The 20,982-nt window shown below is 44.7% G+C and carries 14 protein-coding genes; 9 read left to right on the forward strand and 5 right to left on the reverse strand.

From position 1 onward, the window contains the following. Positions 1–23: 23 nt before the first annotated feature. From ACH19P_RS05345 to ACH19P_RS05375, 7 genes are all read left to right on the forward strand, one after another. The gene (locus ACH19P_RS05345) at positions 24–6,233 is read left to right on the forward strand and encodes a DUF4347 domain-containing protein (protein ID WP_462157485.1); all 6,210 of its coding nucleotides are present in this window, start codon (positions 24–26) and stop codon (positions 6,231–6,233) included. A gap of 11 nt (positions 6,234–6,244) precedes the next feature. Next, the gene (locus tag ACH19P_RS05350; RefSeq protein ID WP_462157486.1) at positions 6,245–8,767 is read left to right on the forward strand and encodes an Ig-like domain-containing protein; all 2,523 of its coding nucleotides are present in this window, start codon (positions 6,245–6,247) and stop codon (positions 8,765–8,767) included. Positions 8,768–9,041: 274 nt separating this feature from the next. Then, entirely contained in the window at positions 9,042–9,341 is a 300-nt protein-coding gene (locus ACH19P_RS05355) for a hypothetical protein (RefSeq protein ID WP_462157487.1), read from the forward strand. 95 nt (positions 9,342–9,436) lie between these two features. Then, positions 9,437–9,646 (forward strand): hypothetical protein, encoded by a 210-nt coding sequence (locus ACH19P_RS05360; protein ID WP_462157488.1) that lies wholly within the window; start codon positions 9,437–9,439, stop codon positions 9,644–9,646. A 494-nt stretch (positions 9,647–10,140) separates the two neighbouring features. Further along, positions 10,141–12,165 (forward strand): AIPR family protein, encoded by a 2,025-nt coding sequence (locus ACH19P_RS05365; protein WP_462157489.1) that lies wholly within the window; start codon positions 10,141–10,143, stop codon positions 12,163–12,165. Between the two features lie 221 nt (positions 12,166–12,386). Next, positions 12,387–12,917, forward strand: a complete 531-nt coding sequence (locus ACH19P_RS05370; RefSeq protein WP_462157490.1) for a DUF4145 domain-containing protein — start codon at positions 12,387–12,389, stop codon at positions 12,915–12,917. Between the two features lie 79 nt (positions 12,918–12,996). Then, the gene (locus ACH19P_RS05375; RefSeq protein ID WP_462157491.1) at positions 12,997–13,665 is read left to right on the forward strand and encodes a hypothetical protein; all 669 of its coding nucleotides are present in this window, start codon (positions 12,997–12,999) and stop codon (positions 13,663–13,665) included. An 894-nt stretch (positions 13,666–14,559) separates the two neighbouring features. On the opposite strand, the gene ACH19P_RS05380 is transcribed toward ACH19P_RS05375, so the two are convergent. From ACH19P_RS05380 to waaA, 4 genes are read right to left on the reverse strand one after another with little or no spacing between them, the layout of a single operon-like run. Further along, complete coding sequence (locus ACH19P_RS05380; RefSeq protein ID WP_462157492.1) at positions 14,560–14,778, reverse strand: hypothetical protein; 219 nt, start codon at positions 14,776–14,778, stop codon at positions 14,560–14,562. Between the two features lie 3 nt (positions 14,779–14,781). Further along, on the reverse strand, positions 14,782–15,654 hold the full coding sequence (locus ACH19P_RS05385) for an NAD-dependent epimerase/dehydratase family protein (protein WP_462157493.1): 873 nt from the start codon (positions 15,652–15,654) through the stop codon (positions 14,782–14,784). 27 nt (positions 15,655–15,681) lie between these two features. After that, positions 15,682–16,230 carry a DUF1415 domain-containing protein gene (locus ACH19P_RS05390; protein WP_462157494.1) on the reverse strand — a complete coding sequence of 183 codons (549 nt, stop codon included), beginning with the start codon at positions 16,228–16,230 and terminating at the stop codon, positions 15,682–15,684. Further along, positions 16,227–17,504 (reverse strand): lipid IV(A) 3-deoxy-D-manno-octulosonic acid transferase, encoded by a 1,278-nt coding sequence (waaA, locus tag ACH19P_RS05395; protein WP_462159312.1) that lies wholly within the window; start codon positions 17,502–17,504, stop codon positions 16,227–16,229. Before waaA ends, ACH19P_RS05390 begins: the two co-directional genes overlap by 4 nt. A gap of 141 nt (positions 17,505–17,645) precedes the next feature. Here waaA and ACH19P_RS05400 point away from each other — a divergent pair, with 141 nt between their 5' ends. Then, a complete protein-coding gene (locus ACH19P_RS05400) occupies positions 17,646–19,067 on the forward strand; it encodes a capsule assembly Wzi family protein (RefSeq protein ID WP_462157496.1) in 1,422 nt (473 codons plus the stop codon). 18 nt (positions 19,068–19,085) lie between these two features. Here ACH19P_RS05400 and ACH19P_RS05405 read toward each other — a convergent pair whose 3' ends face one another. Further along, positions 19,086–20,267: a glycosyltransferase family 9 protein gene (locus tag ACH19P_RS05405; protein WP_462157497.1), complete on the reverse strand. Its 1,182-nt coding sequence runs from the start codon at positions 20,265–20,267 to the stop codon at positions 19,086–19,088. Positions 20,268–20,395: 128 nt separating this feature from the next. On the opposite strand from ACH19P_RS05405, the gene ACH19P_RS05410 reads away from it, so the two are divergent. Continuing rightward, positions 20,396–20,980: a D-sedoheptulose-7-phosphate isomerase gene (locus ACH19P_RS05410; RefSeq protein WP_462157498.1), complete on the forward strand. Its 585-nt coding sequence runs from the start codon at positions 20,396–20,398 to the stop codon at positions 20,978–20,980. Positions 20,981–20,982: the final 2 nt, after the last annotated feature.

Below are 20,982 nucleotides of genomic sequence, written 5' to 3' on the forward strand. Positions count from 1 at the left end.
GGGACAGTTGATAGGGTATTCCTATGCAAAATGTTCGATTAGTTGGTCCTATACATACGCCAATTTCTGTTGCGGTAGCAATTGCGCTTTATAATTCACCAGCCGTAGCTTCTAATTTCCACTTCGATGAATATAGTAATCACTCTGCATCAGAAATTCTGTTTATAGATGAGCGTATTGAGCGCAGGGATGAACTTTTACAAAACCTTAACGACAACATTAAACCAGTTATTGTCAGCTCTGTAGAAGACGCCTTTAAAAAAATGGTCCTTGTTATTAAAGAGCAAGGACTCAATGACTTAACGAGAGTATCGATTCTATCCCATGGCTTAGCGGGTCAGATGAACATAGGTAACAACAAAATCGATTATCGTTACCTTACTACCAATGCAGATGTTAAAGAATTTCAGTCACTACTTTCAGGTAAAGAGCTAGTTTTATTGGGTTGTGACATCGCAAGTGGCGATATTGGTCAGAAATATTTGAATGAACTAAGTGCAGACTCCTCAATTCACATAGCTGCGTCAGATGATATCACAGGCCACTCAAGTCAAGGTGGTGACTGGGTTCTTGAATACAATCCAAATAACATAAGTGACTACATACCGTTTAAAGAAGACGTCATTAGAAACTACCCCAAAACGTTTGTTGCGCCTGACTTTGTCGAAGGAACGAGTATTTTCAATGGTCGTGCAAACAATACCCTCGGGCAAGTGGTGTTTGGCGACATTGACTCTGATGGTGATCAGGATGCAATTTTTTATGGCGATCAAATTCTCGATCGAATTTATAAAAACGATGGTGCGGGAAATTTCACATCATTTTCAACGATTTCAGTTACCGGTGAACGTAGCTTCCAATATGAACTGAGAGACATTGATGGTGATAACGATCTCGATGCGTTGATTAGAGCGTCAGGTGATCCGTTGGCTATCTATGTAAACGACGGCTCTGGTAATTTTTCTTTTTCTCAAGGGTTAGCTGGCAGGGCACAAGCATTTGCTGCTGAAGACTTTGACGGGGACGGCGATATTGATATTGCCGTCGCTAACTATGATTCGAGTAATAGTAGTCTTAACAAAATATACATTTTTGAAAATGATGGCGCGGGTGCTTTTTCGAATGTATCCGACATTACTGAGACTAGTTGCGCAGGGACAAATGGAAATTATTATTACGACATTGAAGCGCTTGATGCGGACAACGATGGCGACATGGATATTATTTCCGCAAATGAAGACTGTGGAAATACATACCTAAATAACGGTTCGAATTCGTTCACGGTGCAAGAGACATTTGGAACTGTTTTCCTCACAACGGTCCTTAAAGGTGATTTTGATAATGACGGTGACGAGGACTTTTATGTTCCCAAGGCTTTGTTTGACGGGGATCAAAGTAACCCAACTAACTACTATTCAGTGCTATTTACCAACAATGGCACAGGAACGTTTACTCGCACAAATTTAGACGACGATACCGTCGACGGCTCCAGAACAACCAACGAGAAATTGTACGGTGATTTTGATGATGATGGTGATATCGATTACATCAAAAATGACACCTTCTATTTAAACAACGGTTCAGGCTCTTTTACTGCTGGCCAACAAATAAACATTGAAGTGATTGCTTCGGATTCATACAACAATGGAGCATATCGTGGTACACGAGGAATGGGTGTAGGGGATGTGGATGGTGATGGGGACACTGATGCCATTTTTAAAGGAGAGGACAAGTATTACACGTCACCTAACTACGGGTATGAATATCAGGTAAAAAGCTTCATATCAGCAACGGCAAATAATGCACCGTCCATATCTGGTGCGCCAACATCAGTCACTATTACCGAGGACACGCAATCAAATGTTGATTTGTCTAGTGTAGTCTTCGCTGATGCTGATGGTGATGAACTAACAGTAACAATGACCTTGACCAATGCAACTTTTGCAGCACCAGCAGATGGCTCTGCGATCAGTGTTACAGAGTCGTTGATATCCCCAACGCAAATACAGCTACAGGGCTCAGCTGCTAACATAAACACATACTTAGATACCAGCAGCAATATTCAGATTACTGGTGCAGCTAACCTTAACGGAAGCAATGCAGCGACCTTAACAATTGCCGCAGTTGATACGTCGTCGGCTCCTTTAGCCAGCAACCCCAGTGTGAACATAAATATCACCGCAGTAAATGATCCTCCCTCTGGCAGTGTGACAATCAGCGGCACGCCCACGCAAGGTGAGACACTGACTGCCAGTAATTCACTTGCAGATGAAGATGGCCTCGGTGCGATTACTTATCAATGGTTACGCGATGGCGTGGCGATAAGTGGTGCGACAAACAGCACGTATGTGTTGACCCAAGATGATGTCGGCACACAAATTTCCGTAACGGCCAGCTACACAGATGGGGGCAGCACGCTTGAGAGTGTGACATCCGCAGCAACTGCGGCGGTCGCGAACATTAACGATGCACCATCGGGAAGTGTGACAATCAGTGGTACAGCGGAGCAAGGGCAAACACTGACAGCGAGCAACACGTTATCAGATGCAGATGGTATCGGTGTGATTAGTTATCAATGGTTACGTGATGGTGTGCCAATTAGTGGCGCAACGGGCAGTAGCCTTATGCTGACGCAAACCGATGTAGGCACGCAAATTTCAGTTACGGCCAGTTACACAGATGGTGGTGGTGCGAGTGAAAGTGCTACGTCGGCTCAAACCAGTGTGGTGAGTAATGTGAACGATTTACCGACGGGCAGCGTGATAATCAGTGGTACGGCAACAGAAGATGAGACGCTAACGGTCAGTAATACATTGGCTGATGAAGATGGTTTGGGTGTCATCAGTTACCAATGGTTCAGAGGAGGTGTCGCAATCGCTGGAGCCACAGGAACGAGTTACATGTTGACACAGGATGATGTGGGCTCCCAAATTACAGTCAGTGCCAGTTACACCGATGGTGGAAGCACTGCGGAGAGCGTGACCTCATCACCAACGAGCTCGGTGGCCAACGTGAATGATGCGCCAACAGGCAACGTGACAATCAGCGGCACGCCCACGCAAGGTGAGACGCTGACTGCCAGTAATTCACTTGCAGATGAAGATGGCCTCGGTGCGATTACTTATCAATGGTTACGCGATGGCGTGGCGATAAGTGGTGCAACAAACAGCGCGTATGTGCTGACGCAAGATGATGTAGGCACGCAAATTTCCGTAACGGCCAGCTACACAGACGGGGGTAGCACGCTTGAGAGTGTGACCTCAGCCCAAACTGCGGTAGTTGCAAACATAAATGACGCGCCCACGGGCACAGTCACAATTAATGGCACCCCAACGCAGGGTGAAACATTAACAGCAAGTCACGATCTCGCCGATGAAGACGGTTTAGGTACGATAACCTATCAGTGGTTGCGTGATGGCGTGCCCATTAACGGTGCCACAGGCGGAACGTATCTGCTCACCCAAACCGATGTAGGCACGCAAATTTCGGTAACGGCAAGTTACACAGATGGTGGTGGTGTGAATGAAAGTGTCACGTCGGCACAAACCAGTGTGGTCAGTAATGTGAATGATTTACCGACGGGCAGCGTGATAATCAGTGGCACGGCAACAGAGGATGAGACGCTAACGGTCAGTAATACACTGGCTGATGAAGATGGTTTAGGTGTCATCAGTTACCAATGGCTCAGAGGAGGTGTCGCAATTACTGGAGCTACTGGGACAAGTTACACGTTGACGCAAGATGATGTGGGCAGTCAAATTACAGTGAGTGCTAGTTACACCGATGGTGGAAGTACTGCAGAGAGTGTGACGTCGTCGCCGACGAGCTCTGTGGCCAACATTAATGATGCACCATCGGGAAGTGTGACAATCAGTGGTACAGCGGAGCAAGGGCAAACACTTACAGCGAGCAACACGTTATCAGATGCAGATGGTATCGGTGTGATTAGTTATCAATGGTTACGTGATGGCGTGCCCATTAGTGGTGCGACTGGCAATAGCCTTACGTTGACCCAAACCGATGTAGGCAAGCAAATTTCGGTAACGGCAAGTTACATAGATGGTGATGGTGCGGATGAAAGTGTCACGTCGGCACAAACCAGTGTGGTCAGTAATGTGAATGATTTACCGACGGGCAGCGTGATAATCAGTGGCACGGCAACAGAGGATGAGACGCTAACGGTCAGTAATACACTGGCTGATGAAGATGGTTTAGGTGTCATCAGTTACCAATGGCTCAGAGGAGGTGTCGCAATTACTGGAGCTACTGGGACAAGTTACACGTTGACGCAAGATGATGTGGGCAGTCAAATTACAGTGAGTGCTAGTTACACCGATGGTGGAAGTACTGCAGAGAGTGTGACGTCTTCGCCGACGAGCTCTGTGGCCAACATTAATGATGCACCAACAGGCAGCGTGACAATCAGTGGCACCTCAACGCAAGGTGAAACTCTGACTGCAAGTAATTCACTTGCAGATGAGGATGGCCTGGGTGCAATTACTTACCAATGGCTACGCGATGGCGTGCCCATCAATGGTGCCACTGGCGGAACGTATCTATTAACCCAAGCCGATGTAGGCACCCAAATCACAGTGAGTGCCAGTTACACAGATGGTGGCGGTACCGCAGAGAGTGTGACTTCAACGCCGACTGCGGTGATTACGGATACGAATGATGCCCCCACAGGCACCGTCACAATCAGTGGCACCCCAACGCAGGGTGAAACATTAATAGCAAGTAACGACCTCGCTGATGAAGACGGGTTAGGTACCATAACCTACCAATGGTTACGTGATGGCGTGCCCATCAATGGTGCCACTGGCGGAACGTATCTATTAACCCAAGCCGATGTAGGCACCCAAATCACAGTGAGTGCCAGTTACACTGATGGTGGTGGTACCGCAGAGAGCGTGACTTCAGCCCAAACAGCGGTAGTTGCAAATATCAATGACGCGCCCACAGGCACAGTCACAATTAATGGCACCCCAACGCAGGGTGAAACATTAACAGCAAGTAACGATCTCGCCGACGAAGACGGTTTAGGTACGATAACCTATCAGTGGTTGCGTGATGGTGTTCCCATCAATGGCGCGACAGGTGGCAGTTATTTACTAACCCAAGCCGATGTAGGGTCACAAGTCACGGTGAGCGCCAGTTACACAGATGGCGGTGGTAGCGAGGAGAGCATGACTTCAGCACCCACTGCGGTGATCACAGATACGAATGATGCACCCACAGGCACGGTGACCATCACTGGTACTCCAACCCAAGGGGAAACATTAACGGCGAGTAACGATCTCGCTGACGAAGACGGTTTGGGTATCATTACTTATCAGTGGTTACGTGATGGCGTGCCCATTAACGGAGCCACAGGTGGCATTTATCTACTAACCCAAGCCGATGTAGGGTCACAAATCACGGTGAGCGCCAGTTACACTGATGGCGGTGGTACAGTGGAGAGCGTGACTTCTGCCTCGACTACGGTGGTTACGGATACGAACGATGCACCCACAGGCACAGTTACAATTAATGGCACCCCAACGCAGGGTGAAACATTAACAGCAAGTAATGACCTCGCTGATGAAGATGGTTTGGGCACCATAACCTATCAGTGGTTGCGTGATGGCGTGCCCATCAACGGCGCTTCTGGAGCGACGTATTTGCTGACAGGGGATGATGTTGGTGCGCAAATATCAGTTGTTGCAAGTTACACCGATGGACAGGGTAATGACGAAAGCGTGACTTCGCTATCGACCAACGTTATTACCACTAGCAACAATCCACCTACTGGTACTGTGTCAATAAATGGTTCCGCGACGTTTGGCTCTACGTTGAGCGCTAGTAATGACCTAGACGACCCTGATGGAATAGGCACAATTACTTATCAATGGTTACGTGATGGGGTGCCGATAGTGGGAGCCATAGGTGACATTTACACTCTAGGTGAGTCCGATATAGGTAGCCAAATATCCGTAGTGGCGAGCTATGTAGATGGAAATGGCAATTCCGAATCAGTGACTTCATCAAGTACTGACATTGTCATGGCAAGAAATGTAGCGCCTGTCGCGATGGACTCTCAAGTGTCTGTAGATGAAGACGCTAGTGTGTCGTTTGAGCTCAATGCCTCTGATGAAAATGGTGATGAGCTGCAAGTAACAATTATTACCCAACCACAACAAGGAGTTCTCAGTCCTCAGGGGGGTTATGGCTGTTTACTCCAAATCAAGATGTGAATGGCGAAGATATGTTCACATTTTCTGTCAATGATGGTGAATTTGAATCAGAAACTGCAACTGTTTCCATAACAATTAACCCTATCAATGACGCGCCGCAAGCGATTGATGATCAATTCAGTGTCTCTGCAACAGAACCGCAGCCTCAAGTGCTTAATGTCCTAGAGAATGACGTCGATATCGACGGTGATATGCTGACACTTTATCAAGCGGCTGTTGATATTGGTGATGTTACGATTGTTGATAACATAATGCGTTACATACCCCCACAGGGGTTTAACGGCCACGCAACGCTCAACTATACAATACGTGACCCTGATGAAGAATCATCAAGCGCCGAAGTACTCCTTAGCATCAGCTCAGAAGGGGAAGAAATTGTCATCACGGCACCTGCTGATATTGCAGTTCCTGCAAAAGGCTTATTTACAAAAGTAGATTTAGGTACTGCAACTGCGGTAAATGCCAGAGGAGAAAATGTTGCTGTTACAGCCGACACAGACGGTTTCTTTGCGCCAGGAAAATACAGAGTAATCTGGAGTGCGAGTGACGGCGATAGTTCCGTATCTGCAGCCCAATCAGTAGACGTAATACCCCTAGTCAGTCTCAGTAAAGACCAAGCTTTAAGTGAAGGTAGTAATGGTCAGTTCAAAGTTATCTTAAATGGTAATGCGGCGGTTTATCCAGTTTCGATAGGATTGACTCTTAGCGGAACTGCGGATTTTTCTGATCACAGCGTTATTCAGGATACCGTTACATTGAGTGAAGGGGAGGTCGAGAAAGTTATCGCCTTCGATATATATGAGGATGGTATCAGTGAAGGAAATGAAGAAGTTATCGTTTCATTGAGTTCTGCTGAAAACGCAGTGTTTGGCCCCAAAGTCGTTCACAAAATCACGATAGTTGAAGGAAACGTTGCGCCCAACTTGTCGTTGTTTGCCTCTCAAGGCAGAATGAAGTCGAATACACGTCTGGTAAGTAAAACATTAGGAGATGTCACAATTACAGTGGATATTGATGATCCGAATCAATTCGATAACCACACGATTACTTGGTTGCCTAGTGATGGTTCAATTACAGACTTAGATTCTGAAGATGCTGCATTTACATTTGACCCAGCGGCACTTGCGACTGGTCTGTACACCTTTATCGTCAACGTCAACGATGGAACGGCAACAACGTCAGCAAGACTGAAACTAGTGGTAAATGAAGCGCCGCCTCAGCTGACGCAAGTTGACAGTGATGAGGACGGAGTTAACGATGACCAAGAGGGTATTGGAGATGATGATGGCGACGGTATACCAAATTACCTCGATTCAGGGTTAATTACCAACAACGTTGTTCAAGAGCGACTCCTGACAAATGGCTCTTTCCTCATCGAAACTGAACCTGGTTTAGACATTCGGTTAGGGGATATTGCACTTAGAGCGAGCAATTTTGCGACCGGTGTGTCGGGCTCAGATATCGTGCAATTTGGTAACAATGGCGATGGTGCGGACCAAGACAATGGCTATTCCTATACCAACGGTTTGTTTGATTTTAGCATCGAAGGACTTCCGTTAAGTGGCCAGTCTGTAAGTGTTGTTCTCGCACAGTTTGAGCCACTTTCAGCAAGTTCTATATACAGAAAGCTCATTGGCAACTCATGGGGCAATTTTGTCATTGACGATAATAATTTAGTCGCTTCCGCACCCGGTGTGCCGGGATATTGTCCTCCTCCAGGGTCAAGTGAGTACATTACTGGACTCGGAGAAGGTAATTGGTGTGTTCAACTCACTATTGAAGATGGTGGTCCTAATGATGCAGATGGACAGGCCAATAGGGTTATCGAAGACCCAAGTGGTGTTGCCATAGCACTAACAGGGAATCAATTACCAATCGCCGTGAAAGATAATATTGCCCTTAGAGGTGCTACAAACGTCACAGTCGATGTTATCGCAAACGATACGGATTCTGATGGTGATGAACTCATTATTACCAGTGCGAACGCAGATATTGGCCAAATCACCATTGTAGATAACAAACTTCACTATACTGTGACCGATGGATTCTATGGAATCGTCACTGTGAATTATGGAATCAGCGATGGCCGTGGTGGTTCAGCATCCGGCACATTGACAATTAATGTGTTGGCAAATTCATTCCCCACAGTGGAAGATGAAATGGTTGATACGGATGATAGAACTCAAATCACAATAAATGTATTGGCTAACGACAATGATGATGATGGAGATGCATTAACCGTAACCATTGCATCTGCTGAACAAGGTGAGGTTACCATTAACGCAGATAATACGCTAACGTACAAACCGTTAATTGGTTATCAAGGTAACGATATCATCACTTACACTGTTGATGACGGCTTTGGTGGAGTAACCCAAGGTAGTGTTACAGTTAGAGTGAAAGCGTATGTCGCTTCAACAGTGACTAACACCGCATCAGGGGGAGGGAGTACGTCATTATTCTTTATCACTTTACTACTCATAGGGCTCGTAGAGCGATTTGCTAAAACATTATCTAAGAGGGCTGACCAATGAAGTTTTCAATTTTTTCGATAACATTTTTGTTGTTCAGTGCTCACGTGAATGCAACACAACTTCAAATAGGTGTGTGGCTGGGGAAATCACAAACTGACGTTAGGGGTTATGACCCATCTATGACGTCTGTTGATGATTCAGATTCCAGCTATAGGATTGAAGGAAGTTACCTGTTTAGTGGTCGTTTTTCTATTGAGTTTGGTTATGTCGATCAAGGAGAGGGGCAGGTTATCCTGAAAAATGATTCTCTGATCCCGTCAGTTATCACCAAAAAGTGGGCGAAATCGCGCCATTATTGGGCAGCGGATTTACCGTTGGTGGTGATTATAAGTTTTGGCAAAATGACAGTTGGTCGGCTTCATTCGACTTCGGTATTTTCGAATGGGAAAGTGAGATTGTAAGTGTCAGTGACGTTGGTGTCCTTAAAAGTGAGTTTGATGGTACAGACCTGTATTTAGGTGGGCAGCTCTTTTATAGTATTTCATCGGGTTGGGATATTGGTCTAGGCTATCGAAACTACCACATGGAAGAAAGTGTGCATGCATACTCGGTAGGGGTGACGTATAAATTTTGAAATGTTTTAAAAACAAAAAAAAGGAAGCCTATGGCTTCCTTTTTTGCACCCGATCGTCAAAAAGTGATTACTTATCTTCGTCTGGCAATGTTCCGTTGAGCTCTGATACTGTTGAAAAGCATAAGTTTAAGTTAAATGGGAGCGCTGTAGAAAATTGTTCTGTTGAGGAAATAATTGAAACTATTAAGCAAGACAAAGCCGAACGAAAAATCAAAGAAAGAGTATTTGACGCATTTAGTTTGGGTCTCTTTTTAGGTGTATTTTTGCCTGAATTTCTGGCTGCTCTACTCAAATGGATATTTTAAGAATGGTACATAACAAAACGCTTAAGTCACTCACTTCGTTCGCTGGGACGCATACATGAGGGGCGGCTTCACCATTATGCGTCACGCACCTACGCCCCTTAGCTTAAAGTTACCGAATAAATACACTAACGTGTTTTGTCCATAGCTGTGCTTGTAGGAAGCTCACTGAAGCACCTATGCCCCAAAAAGAGTTAACGCAAATACTCTAAGAGTGGCTTTGAGCGGTTAACGGACGTTCATCCTTCCAGCTAAATTACTGTTTATATATTGATAATCATGGAGTTTCTTCCACAGTCAAGAAAACGATCCAGTAGGTCATTTTTGTCGTGTTCACATTTAGAGCAGCGTAACTTCAATGCTGGTATGTACTTCCTAAATTTGCTATCAATGGTCTAAGGACAAAAACGAGACTGATTGCGGCAGAAGAACGACTCAATCCCTCGATATTAAATTGTTAGGCTCACAAGCTAGAAATTTAGCTATAAGGAATTCCGATGGCAAAAAATGATGCCTTACTTTTGGATGGAATCGTTGACGATAGAATTGAAGAGAATCTGCCATCAAGCAGAAGAGACGAGGTATTCGAGTATTTGGCCTTTGAGCAACTTCTAAAAGACTACGATTTGTCGTCTGAAGAAATACTCTCCGGATCAGTAGATGGGCGCAATGATGGTGGAATTGACGGCTTTTTCACTTTTATAAATGGTCATTTATTAATCGATCCAGAGTCCTTCGTGTGGCCAAAGTCTGGCTCTAAGTTAGAAGTATGGATCATCACGTGTAAACACCATGATACTTTCAAGCAGGCTCCGCTGGATAGCTTGGTCGCTAGTATCTCTGAGTTATTTGATCTCAGTATCGATGCAAGCCAGATGAATGGGGATTACTCGGAATCAGTCATAAAAGCTCGTGAAAATTTAAAATATGCATATCGAAAGGTTTCCCCTCGGTTAAGTAGTTTTTCTGTCAGCTATTCATATGCGTCAAGAGGGGACACTAATAGTATTGGAGAGTCAATAAAATCACGCTCAAAGCAGATCGAATCGATAACCAAAGAATCTTTCGGCGCTTGCGCTGTGTCATTTGAGTTTCATGGCGCCACCGAGCTCGTGGAGCTTCATAGAAAAATGCCGAACTTTTGTTTGGAGCTTCCCTACTCAAAAGTGCTAACGAGTGGAGAGAGATATGTGTTGCTGTCTAGCTTAGAAGACTATTACAACTTTGTATCTGATAATGGCAAATTGAGACGATACCTATTCGACTCAAATGTCCGAGATTTCATGGGTTTAAATCGAGTCAATGAAGATATAAGAGACACCCTAAATAATGAGTCTTCACCTGACTTCTGGTGGCTTAACAATGGTGTCACAATGCTAGCAACATCAGCAAATGTAATCGGAGATTCAATTCAAATTCAGGATATCCAAATCGTTAACGGCCTACAAACAACTGAGTCTATCTTTAGGTATTTTGAGGCTGGTGGAGAAGATCCAAAGTCACGTCTTGTGCTGATTAAAGTTATCGTTTCTCAAGACGATGACATACGAGATACTATTATTCGCGCCACTAATAATCAAACTGATGTTGAGTTAGCATCTCTGCATGCTACAGATAAAATACAACGAGATATTGAAGATATTCTTGAGCGAGCTGATTTGTACTATGAGAGAAGAAAAAATTTCCATAACAATATGGGGCATCCATCTTCTAAAATTATAACACCTCTATATCTCGCTTCGGGCTACGTCAACCTTATCATCAAATCTCCACAAAAAGCCTCTACGCTTAGAACAAGATTTATGAGGTCAGACGAGTCTTATAATCGTGTTTTCTCTGAAAGAAATCCTATTGAAATATGGCCAAAGTTAGCGTCCATATTAAAAATTACTGATGGCGCTCTCGAAAAATACCGTCCAATTGGCTCTGCTGGAAACGAAAGATTTTTAAAAAAATGGAGACAAATAACAAGCTTGATTACTGTCTCAAGACTCATGGGCAGATTTGACTTTACTCCCAGCGACCTTGTTCAGTTCGATGTTGATACTTATACGCGTGAAGAAATCGATATCACGTGGGAGTTTATCTCAAAAATCAGACCCAACGATTTGACTGGAAGGAAGGTGAAAAGCAAGCGATATTTCAAAGACTTATGTCATGAAGCTGCCGAAGAATTTTTCATTGATAATGTCGATAGAATTGAAAGGGGTATTTTTAACGCAAATGGTCCGGCTAAAAAGAAAGAGTACAAGAAAAGCGAAATTGTTGTTGATATTGAGTTTGCGTTAAAAGTTAATGCCCTTCTCCCCGAGCAGCCCTGGAAGCCAGGGGTTCATCATGCTGTTACGAGAAAATTAAGCTGTTCGAACACAGTGTATTTTCAAGCAGTACAATTGTTGATCGAGGAAGGATACCGGAACCGACAGGTTGACGGCGTAGTATATGATCCTGACGGTAATGTAATCACCTTTGACCCGGAAAGAGTAAACCCAGAAACAATGAGTTTGTACGATGCTGAATAAGCCCAACAAAGCGCTGCTGTCGGACAATTTTTCCACTACGCTAGCGCGGCGTTAAGGTTCTTATGAAATACTGTCCATACTGCAATAGTGACAAAGGAATTGAGTTTCGATACTTGTCTGCTTATGAGGATGAATGCTATTCAATGAACCTGAATGACCCCTACATATATGAACATAAAGGCCACATGTTTGTATCGGAGTGTACCGCGTGCGGTCGTCTTATGTTGGCCGATGACTATGGTGGTCAATTGCCGCCTGATTTATTTGATAAAGCAGTAGTGCTTTACCCAAATACTTTACTATCTAGTGAGTCAGTTCCGCACGAAGTCCGAGTTACTTACGAAAGTGCAAGGCGTATACAAAATTTGAACTCGGAAGCTTTTTCTATGAGTATACGAAAATGCATCGAAATTATTTGTAAGCTCCATGGAATAGAAAAAGGCACTCTTGCCAATAAACTAAAGAAACTCTGTGAACAACAATCTTTGCCGAGTTTAATTGCTGAAGCTGCGGATAGTATAAGGCTTATAGGTAATCAAGCTGCTCATGATATTGAAGATATCCACCCAATCAATGCGCAACAGATAGACGATTTCTTTAGAGTTCTAGTGGAATACATATATATTCTACCGAACAAACTGAAGTGGTTTAAGCACATAAACGACCTTCCAGAAGGTAAAGAAATTCCGCCTATCACAAAAGACGGTCGTTGGACAATGCAAAAAGGGAAATATTGTGGATGGAAACCTTAACAAAGCGACCCATTTCTCGTTCCTCCTTTGAATCCACTCCAAATGGTCGCCTGTTGGCGGCGTTAGAACGCTATCTATAATGTATACAAAATTCAAACTGATATTCTCCCATAATCCCCCTGATATTGATTTTGATTTGTTCAATCAGTCGTTACCTGCACAAATGCAGGCTTATAAAGAGTCTGACGGTATATACATAAAGGTAAAGTCGGAAATACCGGAAGATATAAAGTGCCAGTATCTAGTTGACCGGGAATTAGATCGACATCGGTTCTTAACTGCTGTTGATATAAAAGCAGAAATGGTTACACGTACCATTATAAAAGATATAACTTTGATTTGGGGTATTCATTCTAAATTACCCAATGACATTTCTTCTCAAACTTGGAGTGCAGATTTAGCAACCCAGTTAAGGCTATGGAGCTTAGCCTCTGACGCAGATGATTACATGTTAAAAATAATTCTTTATTTTCAGATTATTGAGTTGTCACATCCATTTTCGAGCTCTTTCCCTCAATACTTGAATTCAAATATAGCGCCTAACCCACTTACTGAAGCCAAACTTATCAGACACCTAGTGGCACATTCTGGTGAAGTTAGTAGCTCGCAATTAAAAAAGTATTGTGATTACCTCGGAATACCAGAACTAATGTTTGATCCAACTGAAGTTGAACATATGGAAATTATTAAAAATAAAGTGCCTTTATTGAAAGCAGAGGCAAAAAAGGTTATCGAAACCGCACTCTAACAAGTTACTAAAAAAGGATGCAAAACGCTCGGCCAGCGCTCATTCTTCGCTAATTTTAGCCAAGTATTATCAGCATTTTATGCGGGCGTTTACCGTCCGCTTCTTTCACAAAACCTCTTTGGCTTATACGTATTTCTGTCCAACTTTTGCCTACGTGTATTTGCTCCAAAAAGAATTAACGTAAATGCTCTCTAGGCCTGCTTTGAGCGAAAACCAGATATTGAATATTTTCTTTTGATACAATTTTTATATTAGGAATTTACAACTGTCCCCTATATTCAGGAAAATGAGCAATTTGTGCAAATTTGTCGACAGACTACCTTACCAATTTAAGAATATTTTGTTAGCTAGCAAAAGCATAGCTAATTTGATAAAAACGTAATAGTCAGAAAAGTGAACTGTTGCGTGGTAGAAATGTGCGCGATTTGCGCACAATTAATTTCTTAGGTATTAGTATGGAGAATTTGCTGTGAATGGAGAAACGATTGTCAGCCTTGTCAGTTATGGTGAGGTCGGGTTAGGTGCCTTGCTAGCATTATTATGGATTTTGCATCAAAATCGACCCTAGTGTCAGCGGAATCAATATCGAACAAGGCGAATACGCTAATCATTCTTGGGCTTTTGTCTTGCTCAAAATGTTCAGAAGCTCATCCACTTTATGAAAACAGGCGAAATTCGCTTTTGATGATTTATTTGGAAAGCCGGCAGCCAGTCGAGAATGGGGCAAAACAGTCACATCAAATTTGCTCCTAACGTCGCGCCGTTTATGTGGACGTTACCGAATAAACACCCTAACTCATTTATGTCCAAAAACGAGTTTGTCTGACCGTCCGCTTTTGCATTTTTCGGAATTACAGATTTTTTAGACTTACTCTAGAACGTAGGTTGATCAGTCTAATCCCTCGCTGGGACTGTGAGCGAAAACATGCTTAGGGCAGGGATGGTCATGTGTACATCGGTTACGTCCATCTCTCCTAGCGCGTTGAGGAAATAATGCAATGTTGGTGCGACTCGGGCGGCTATAGAGGGGGCGTAAACCACCCCTAAGGCGTCGTCGCCACCGCGATAAAGATCTTGAACTAGCTTTAACTGTAAATCAAATTTCAACGCCAAGGATTAAATCACTGGCAGTACTTCCGATGACTCTTCATCCACCATTTTTAACACACTCTCAAACCCATATTTAGGCGTCCAACCTAGGGCTTGTTGGGCGGCACTTGAGTCGTATACACGGTCTAGTTGTGAGGGAAGTTGCCAACCTCTTTGTGCAAATGCCGCAGCTAGCGTTGGGCATTTTTCCGCGAGTAATACATCGGCTCCATTATGTAACCTTGTGAGATCGTGGCGTGTAAAGGGAGTGCTGCCCGAGATAATGAAACGGTGAAAGCCTTCTAAGCGCTTTTTTATCGCTGCTAAATGGGCGTTGGCAACATCTCGAGCATCGATACCGCGTGTCAGTCGGTAAACGGCCATTAAATCAGCGGGTTCAGGGAAACAGCGCGACATTTGTAGCACTGTGATAGGGAAGTTAAAGTGTTTAGACAAGGCTTCAAGCTTTTGCTCCGCCAATAACTTGGTGTGATGGTAGATGCTTTTGGGTTGTGGTGTTACGTCTTCATTCACCCATCCCGCAATCCCCTTCGGTGTTGAGGCATGACCGTAAAGCGCTGTAGTACTTGTAAAAACAAAGTGTTTCGCACCGAATTCGATACTCATTAGTGCAAGTTGCTCGGTTAGGTTAACATTCGTTTTATGAAAGGATTTGTTGCTTCTTAGGTTGACGTGAGGGGCGTGTAGCGCAGCAGTATGCACGACTACATCCACGCCGTTAAGCGCCTGCTTTAACAGCTTTTCATCACCAATGTCACCAACATAATCGGCCGTAGAGCATGGGGTTTTGTCGATGCCAACCACAGTGAATGAGCGCATGAGCTTAATATATATTGCGCGGCCAACTCGGCCCGCTGAGCCTGTCACCAGTATTTTCATCGTTTTCACTTTAGTGGCGTGATTGCATTATCGTTCAATTTTAGCTGCACACTTAACAAGTAACGCTTGCCAAAAATCTGCACCTTTACGTCTTGCTAGGCGCATATTGTTGTCGGGAATACTCTCTGGATCATCATAACTTTCCAGCGCTTGCTCCATACTCTCTTCACGGATAATGTGCAGCGTAGGGTAGGGCGCACGGTTAGTATAATTCGCCGCATCCTCATCGGTGCTGTCGGCAAACACGTAATCAGGGTGGAAGTGGGCAAGCTGGTAAGTGCCTTCAAAGCCTTGCGCGACTAACAGCGCGTTGGCTAAATCAATCAAGTCGAGAAAGTCTGCAAAGTCAGTGAAACCGTGTTCAAAGCACACCAATGTGGTTTCAATTTCTGGATGCTGATTGAGTGCTTGGCATTGCTCTAAGGTGTCCATCACCGCATCTTCTGCCGTGGTTGCACCGCTGATATGATAACGGATGGTGTTGTTTTCCATCTCCTTGCGGGCAAAGGGGCAAAAGTTATATTTTACGATAACCGCGCGAACCCACTCGCGCATCGCTTGTTCGCACTGAGTCATGATGCCGCTCCTGAATTCAATGTGGCTTTTATTAAGGTGATGGTGCGTGCTATCGCGCCTTGATTTTGTCGTACCACTTCGAGGCCGTGTTGGCCCATGCGGGTGCGTGCTTGGGTATTTTGTAATAAGTCGAGTAACTCAGTGGTCAACGTTTGCTCATCAACAAAACGGGCACCGCCTTGCTCTATTAGTGCGGGGTAAACATGATCAAAATTGAAGGTGTGTTTACCACTTAATACGGCAACGCCATGGGCACAGGCTTCAAGTGGATTGTGACCCCCTCGAGTGATTAAACTCCCGCCGATAAACGCCACATCGACTGCGCCATAAAGCATGGTCAGTTCACCCAAAGTGTCAGCCAGCAGCACAGCTTCACCTTGGTGAGCTCCTTGGCTTCTGCGGCTAAATGTCACGCCCTGTTCATCGAGTAATTGAGCGACTTTATCAAATTGCTCTGGGTGTCGCGGCGCAATAATGAGGACTGCATCAGGCATCGTCTCTCGCACCTTATTGTGGGCAGCGATAAGCAATTCTGGTTCACCTGGATGAGTGGAGCCTGCTATCCACACAGGTCTGTCACCTAAGCATTGTTTTTCAGTGAGCGCTTGCTCGCGCTGCATCTCACTTACACTGATGTCAAATTTGATAGAGCCCGTAAGCGTTAACTTTTCAGGAGCTAGGCCCAGTGCCACAAAGCGCTCGCCATCGTCGCTGTGGTGGCAGGCAAGCAAGTCGATATCATTCAAAATAGCGCGAGTAAGCGGTGCTACACGGGCATAACCTTGCGCAGATTTTTCGGATAAGCGAGCATTGATAACGAATGTGCTTAGACCTGCGGTTTTTGCACGGTGTAGCAAGTTAGGCCAAAGCTCGGTTTCAATAATAGCGAGCAGCTTTGCTTGGGTTCGGCGAATAAAGCGCCGTTGCGAAAGTGGTAGATCAAACGGCAAATAGGTTACATGAACACGCTGTGCGGCAATTTCTTTCGCAAAGAGTTGGTTAATTTGCTCTCGGCCTGTGGGTGTATTGGTGCTGATCACTAAAGCGTAATGACTCTCATCATTTAGCAGGGCTTTGATAAGTGGTGCAGTGGCGAGCACCTCGCCTACAGACGCACAATGTAAAATGACATCGCCTTTGGCTTGGGTAAAACCGAAACGTTCTTTAAAGTGTGCGCGATAACCTGGGTTTTTACGTCCACGAAGAACGTATAAATACAACCACACAAGTGGCATTAAAAGCGTAAGAATGAGGGAGTAGAAAAAGCGAGAAATCAAAGCAATTATTTGAATTAATGGCAAAGGGTAAGTGTAACCTGAGATGGGAGCGAAGCCAAAGCTTACAATTTAACTGCTGAGTATTGGCAATCAATTTGATAGTATTTGCGCCAGTATAATGAAGCGCTAGGAAAGCAAATGAAAGGATATAAACTAGCCAGCTCGCTTGTAGCTGGTGTTTTACTATGTGCGGCGTCAGGTTATGTGCATGCTAAGCCAACTGCGTATTTGCCTGTCGGCTACGATGTGAATTTGGAACAGCAAATCGACCGTATGTTTATCAAAACAACGGGCACGCCAATGGCTAAACCCTACCGTATGAGCGAAATTGACAAAGCCTTAGGTCAGCTCAAAACAAAAGATCCTGCTTTGCACCGCTCCATTACCACCAAATTAAAAGCCTATCGCAGCAGTGACTCTGTGACGCGAGCGGGTGTCACGCTGCGTTACGAGCATGATAAAACAACACCGATTGCCAACCAGCGTGGCCTCACCACGGACGAGTGGGGACAAGTGATGTTTGAGGGTATTTGGCGCCCAAATAATGCCATGCTGATGCAAGTAGGCTTGGAATATCGTGCCGAAGCGGGCGATCTTGTGCCTTACAATACCTTTGTAGCTATTGCTGGTGAAGATTTACAGTTGAATGTGGGCTACAAAGAACATTGGTTCTCGCCGTTTAAGACTTCAGCGCAAATGATTTCTACCAATGCGAAAACATCACCATCAATTTCACTGGGCATGGTTGCTCCAGCCCATAACTGGTGGAATTTCGATTTTGAGTTGTATTACACCGAATTAGAGTCAGTTAAAGAAGGCATTCAATATCAAGGTGAGTGGTACGACGGTAGCCCTCGCGTCGCTGGAACTCATATTAGTTTTGAACCCATTCAAGGGTGGAAGGTCGGCCTAAACCGCATTATGCAATTTGGCGGTGGTCCTCGCGAAGTGGACTTCAAAGATGTATTCGATGCTTTTTTTGACCCAGCTGGAAGCGACAACAGTTATTCCGAAGATGATACAGAGCTAGGTGATCAATTAGCGTCACTCACGTCAAGCTTCTATTTTGATTGGGGTATGCCTGCGGAGTTTTACTTTGAATATGGTGGCGAAGATACCCAAGGCGGCAGCAATTTTAGTTTGGGTAATCAGGTGACCTCATTGGGTGTGTATTTACCACAACTGAGTTCCAACTTGGCTGCTCGCTATGAATACAACAAATGGAAAACAAGCTGGTATAACAATCATTTGTACCGATTTGGTAACACGAATGATGGCTTTGTATTTGGTCATTATGCAGCAGATAGACGTATATTCGGTGATGGTGTGCCTGCAGAAGTGCATGCTTTAGTGCTTGATTATCAGCAGGATATGGACTCACTTTGGCAGCTTAAATTGACTATGCAGGACAATGACTCAGAGCAATACACTGGAGCTCAGGAGTTACAAATTCTCAATAGCCAAGTTATTGATGGATACCGTGTCGAAACTCAGCTTACTTACGGTCATGATGTGTTTGATGAAAGCTATGGACACGCGTCCGTTTCTTTCTACTGGTAGGTAAGTTACAGAGCCAAATTAGGCATTGTTCAACAAGTTCAATGCCTTATCTGCTACTTCTTGGGCACTGATACTGTCCACACGTTTGCCACCAAACAGCACTTGTCCAGGTCCAAGCGGTCGCCAATGTCTCGCTTTTTCACGTATTAAAGCAACAGCCGGAATATGTAAACTTGCCGCTAAATGCATGATTGCGGTTTCAACGCTTATTACTAAACGAGATTGGCTAATCATTGCGGGAAGCTCATAAAAATGAGTTTTCGCACTAAAAGTACTGACTTGGATGCCGTTTAAAGCATGATGGCTCAACTGTTTTTCGAGCGCAGCTATTTGCTCACTGGGTGCGTTGATAACGAACCTTAGTTGCGGTTCTCTCTCATGAATAGCTTGCATACACTCAATAACCTGCCCGAGTTGCCAATCTCGTTTGTCTGTTGTCGAGAGGTGATTGATAAACACGATATCTTTGCTGGCTTGCTGAGTGCGAAGTTCGGTGATGTATTGCTGCGGCACTTGGATGTGCTGATATGATTGCGCAGGTGCGGGCATATCGACAAGTTGAGTGAAGTAGTGGCGATAAAAATCACTGATATGATCGAACTGCTCACTGGGTCTTGCATTGATACTGCCGTTAAGCGCTTTGATGAGTTGACGATGACGCATTCTTTGCATTGCGTTTAGTGCGTATACACCCACAGCTAGGTTGTTGCCTGCTATAGCTCGTGCGTATTGGCAAAAACGCTCACTGCGCGCCGTAGCGATAAAAAATACAGCATCGTACTCTTTGCTTTTAGCGAGTTTTACCTGCTCTTGGCGGTGTTCTAAGGAGTGCGCATTGGGGTAAATGTTATTGATGCCAGATTCACTTTCTAGCCATTGGCCGAGAATCTTATTACGCCCTCCATGCCAAGTTTTGGCATGCTCCCGGCAGTCATCAAACCAAACATCAATTTCTAGATGTGGGTAGGTTGCAGCCAACTGCTGCAAAAATACTCCTTGATAAACATAATCTCCTATCGCCAAGTGGCTCATATACAAGACCCGTTTAGCTTTCTCTAGCTGGGTTTTGTTGATAAGAGGAATACTTCCTTGCACGTGTTCACTGCCTAATTGAGTCATTACGCGGCAATAATAGCAAAGCCCAGTCTCCTTTGGCAGTGAAGAATTGTGATTAACAATAGCAATTAAGGTAACACTCACCCATTTACTGCTACAGTGGAGGGGATTTGATTAAATTCCCTGTGCCACGATGGCAAACAGTACAAAAGCGTGCAATTCTAAAAACTCTTTGGAATAATGCCGTTAAAACTCGCGAATGAGGAAAGAACATGGTCAATACTGACACCGCAGCGGCTACATATTTCGATAGCCTTGCTCGCCACCGCGCTCTTTTTGAGACAATGGACACGTACCAAGAAGAAGCATCTCAATTATTAGCGCAATGCCACAGGGCGCTCCAAGCTGGTGGTAAGGTCATTTGGTTTGGTAACGGCGGCAGTGCTGCTGATGCGCAACACCTGGCGGCTGAGTTTGTTGTGCGCTACAAAAAAGAGCGTGGTCCGTTGGCATCCATTGCCCTGACGACGGATACATCCATCCTTACAGCTCATTCGAACGACTACCACTTTGATACGGTGTTTGAACGTCAGGTTCAGGCTTTGTGTAAGCCTGAGGACTTGGTGATTGGCTTAACCACATCAGGCACCAGTGCGAACATTAATTTAGCATTGGCAGCGGCTAATGAGATTGGCGCTTACACAGTGGCATTAACAGGTCGTGAAGGCGGTGAAGTCAAAAATATCGCGAAATTACCGATTATTATCGCTAACGATGAAACTGCGCGTATTCAAGAGGCACACATGTTCATCGGTCATTGGCTATGTGAAGCGCTTGACCTACTCGTTGCGGAGTAATT

It is taken from the genome of Pseudoalteromonas sp. GB56 (assembly GCF_054923835.1).

Bases quoted from the DNA above. Each gene is read 5' to 3' on its own strand.
- ACH19P_RS05345 (WP_462157485.1), top strand. From the start codon at position 24: ATGCAAAATGTTCGATTAGTTGGTCCTATACATACGCCAATTTCTGTT.
- ACH19P_RS05350 (WP_462157486.1), top strand. From the start codon at position 6,245: ATGTTCACATTTTCTGTCAATGATGGTGAATTTGAATCAGAAACTGCA.
- ACH19P_RS05365 (WP_462157489.1), top strand. From the start codon at position 10,141: ATGGCAAAAAATGATGCCTTACTTTTGGATGGAATCGTTGACGATAGA.
- ACH19P_RS05370 (WP_462157490.1), top strand. From the start codon at position 12,387: ATGTTGGCCGATGACTATGGTGGTCAATTGCCGCCTGATTTATTTGAT.
- ACH19P_RS05375 (WP_462157491.1), top strand. From the start codon at position 12,997: ATGTATACAAAATTCAAACTGATATTCTCCCATAATCCCCCTGATATT.
- ACH19P_RS05385 (WP_462157493.1), bottom strand. From the start codon at position 15,654: ATGAAAATACTGGTGACAGGCTCAGCGGGCCGAGTTGGCCGCGCAATA.
- ACH19P_RS05390 (WP_462157494.1), bottom strand. From the start codon at position 16,230: ATGACTCAGTGCGAACAAGCGATGCGCGAGTGGGTTCGCGCGGTTATC.
- ACH19P_RS05400 (WP_462157496.1), top strand. From the start codon at position 17,646: ATGAAAGGATATAAACTAGCCAGCTCGCTTGTAGCTGGTGTTTTACTA.
- ACH19P_RS05410 (WP_462157498.1), top strand. From the start codon at position 20,396: ATGGTCAATACTGACACCGCAGCGGCTACATATTTCGATAGCCTTGCT.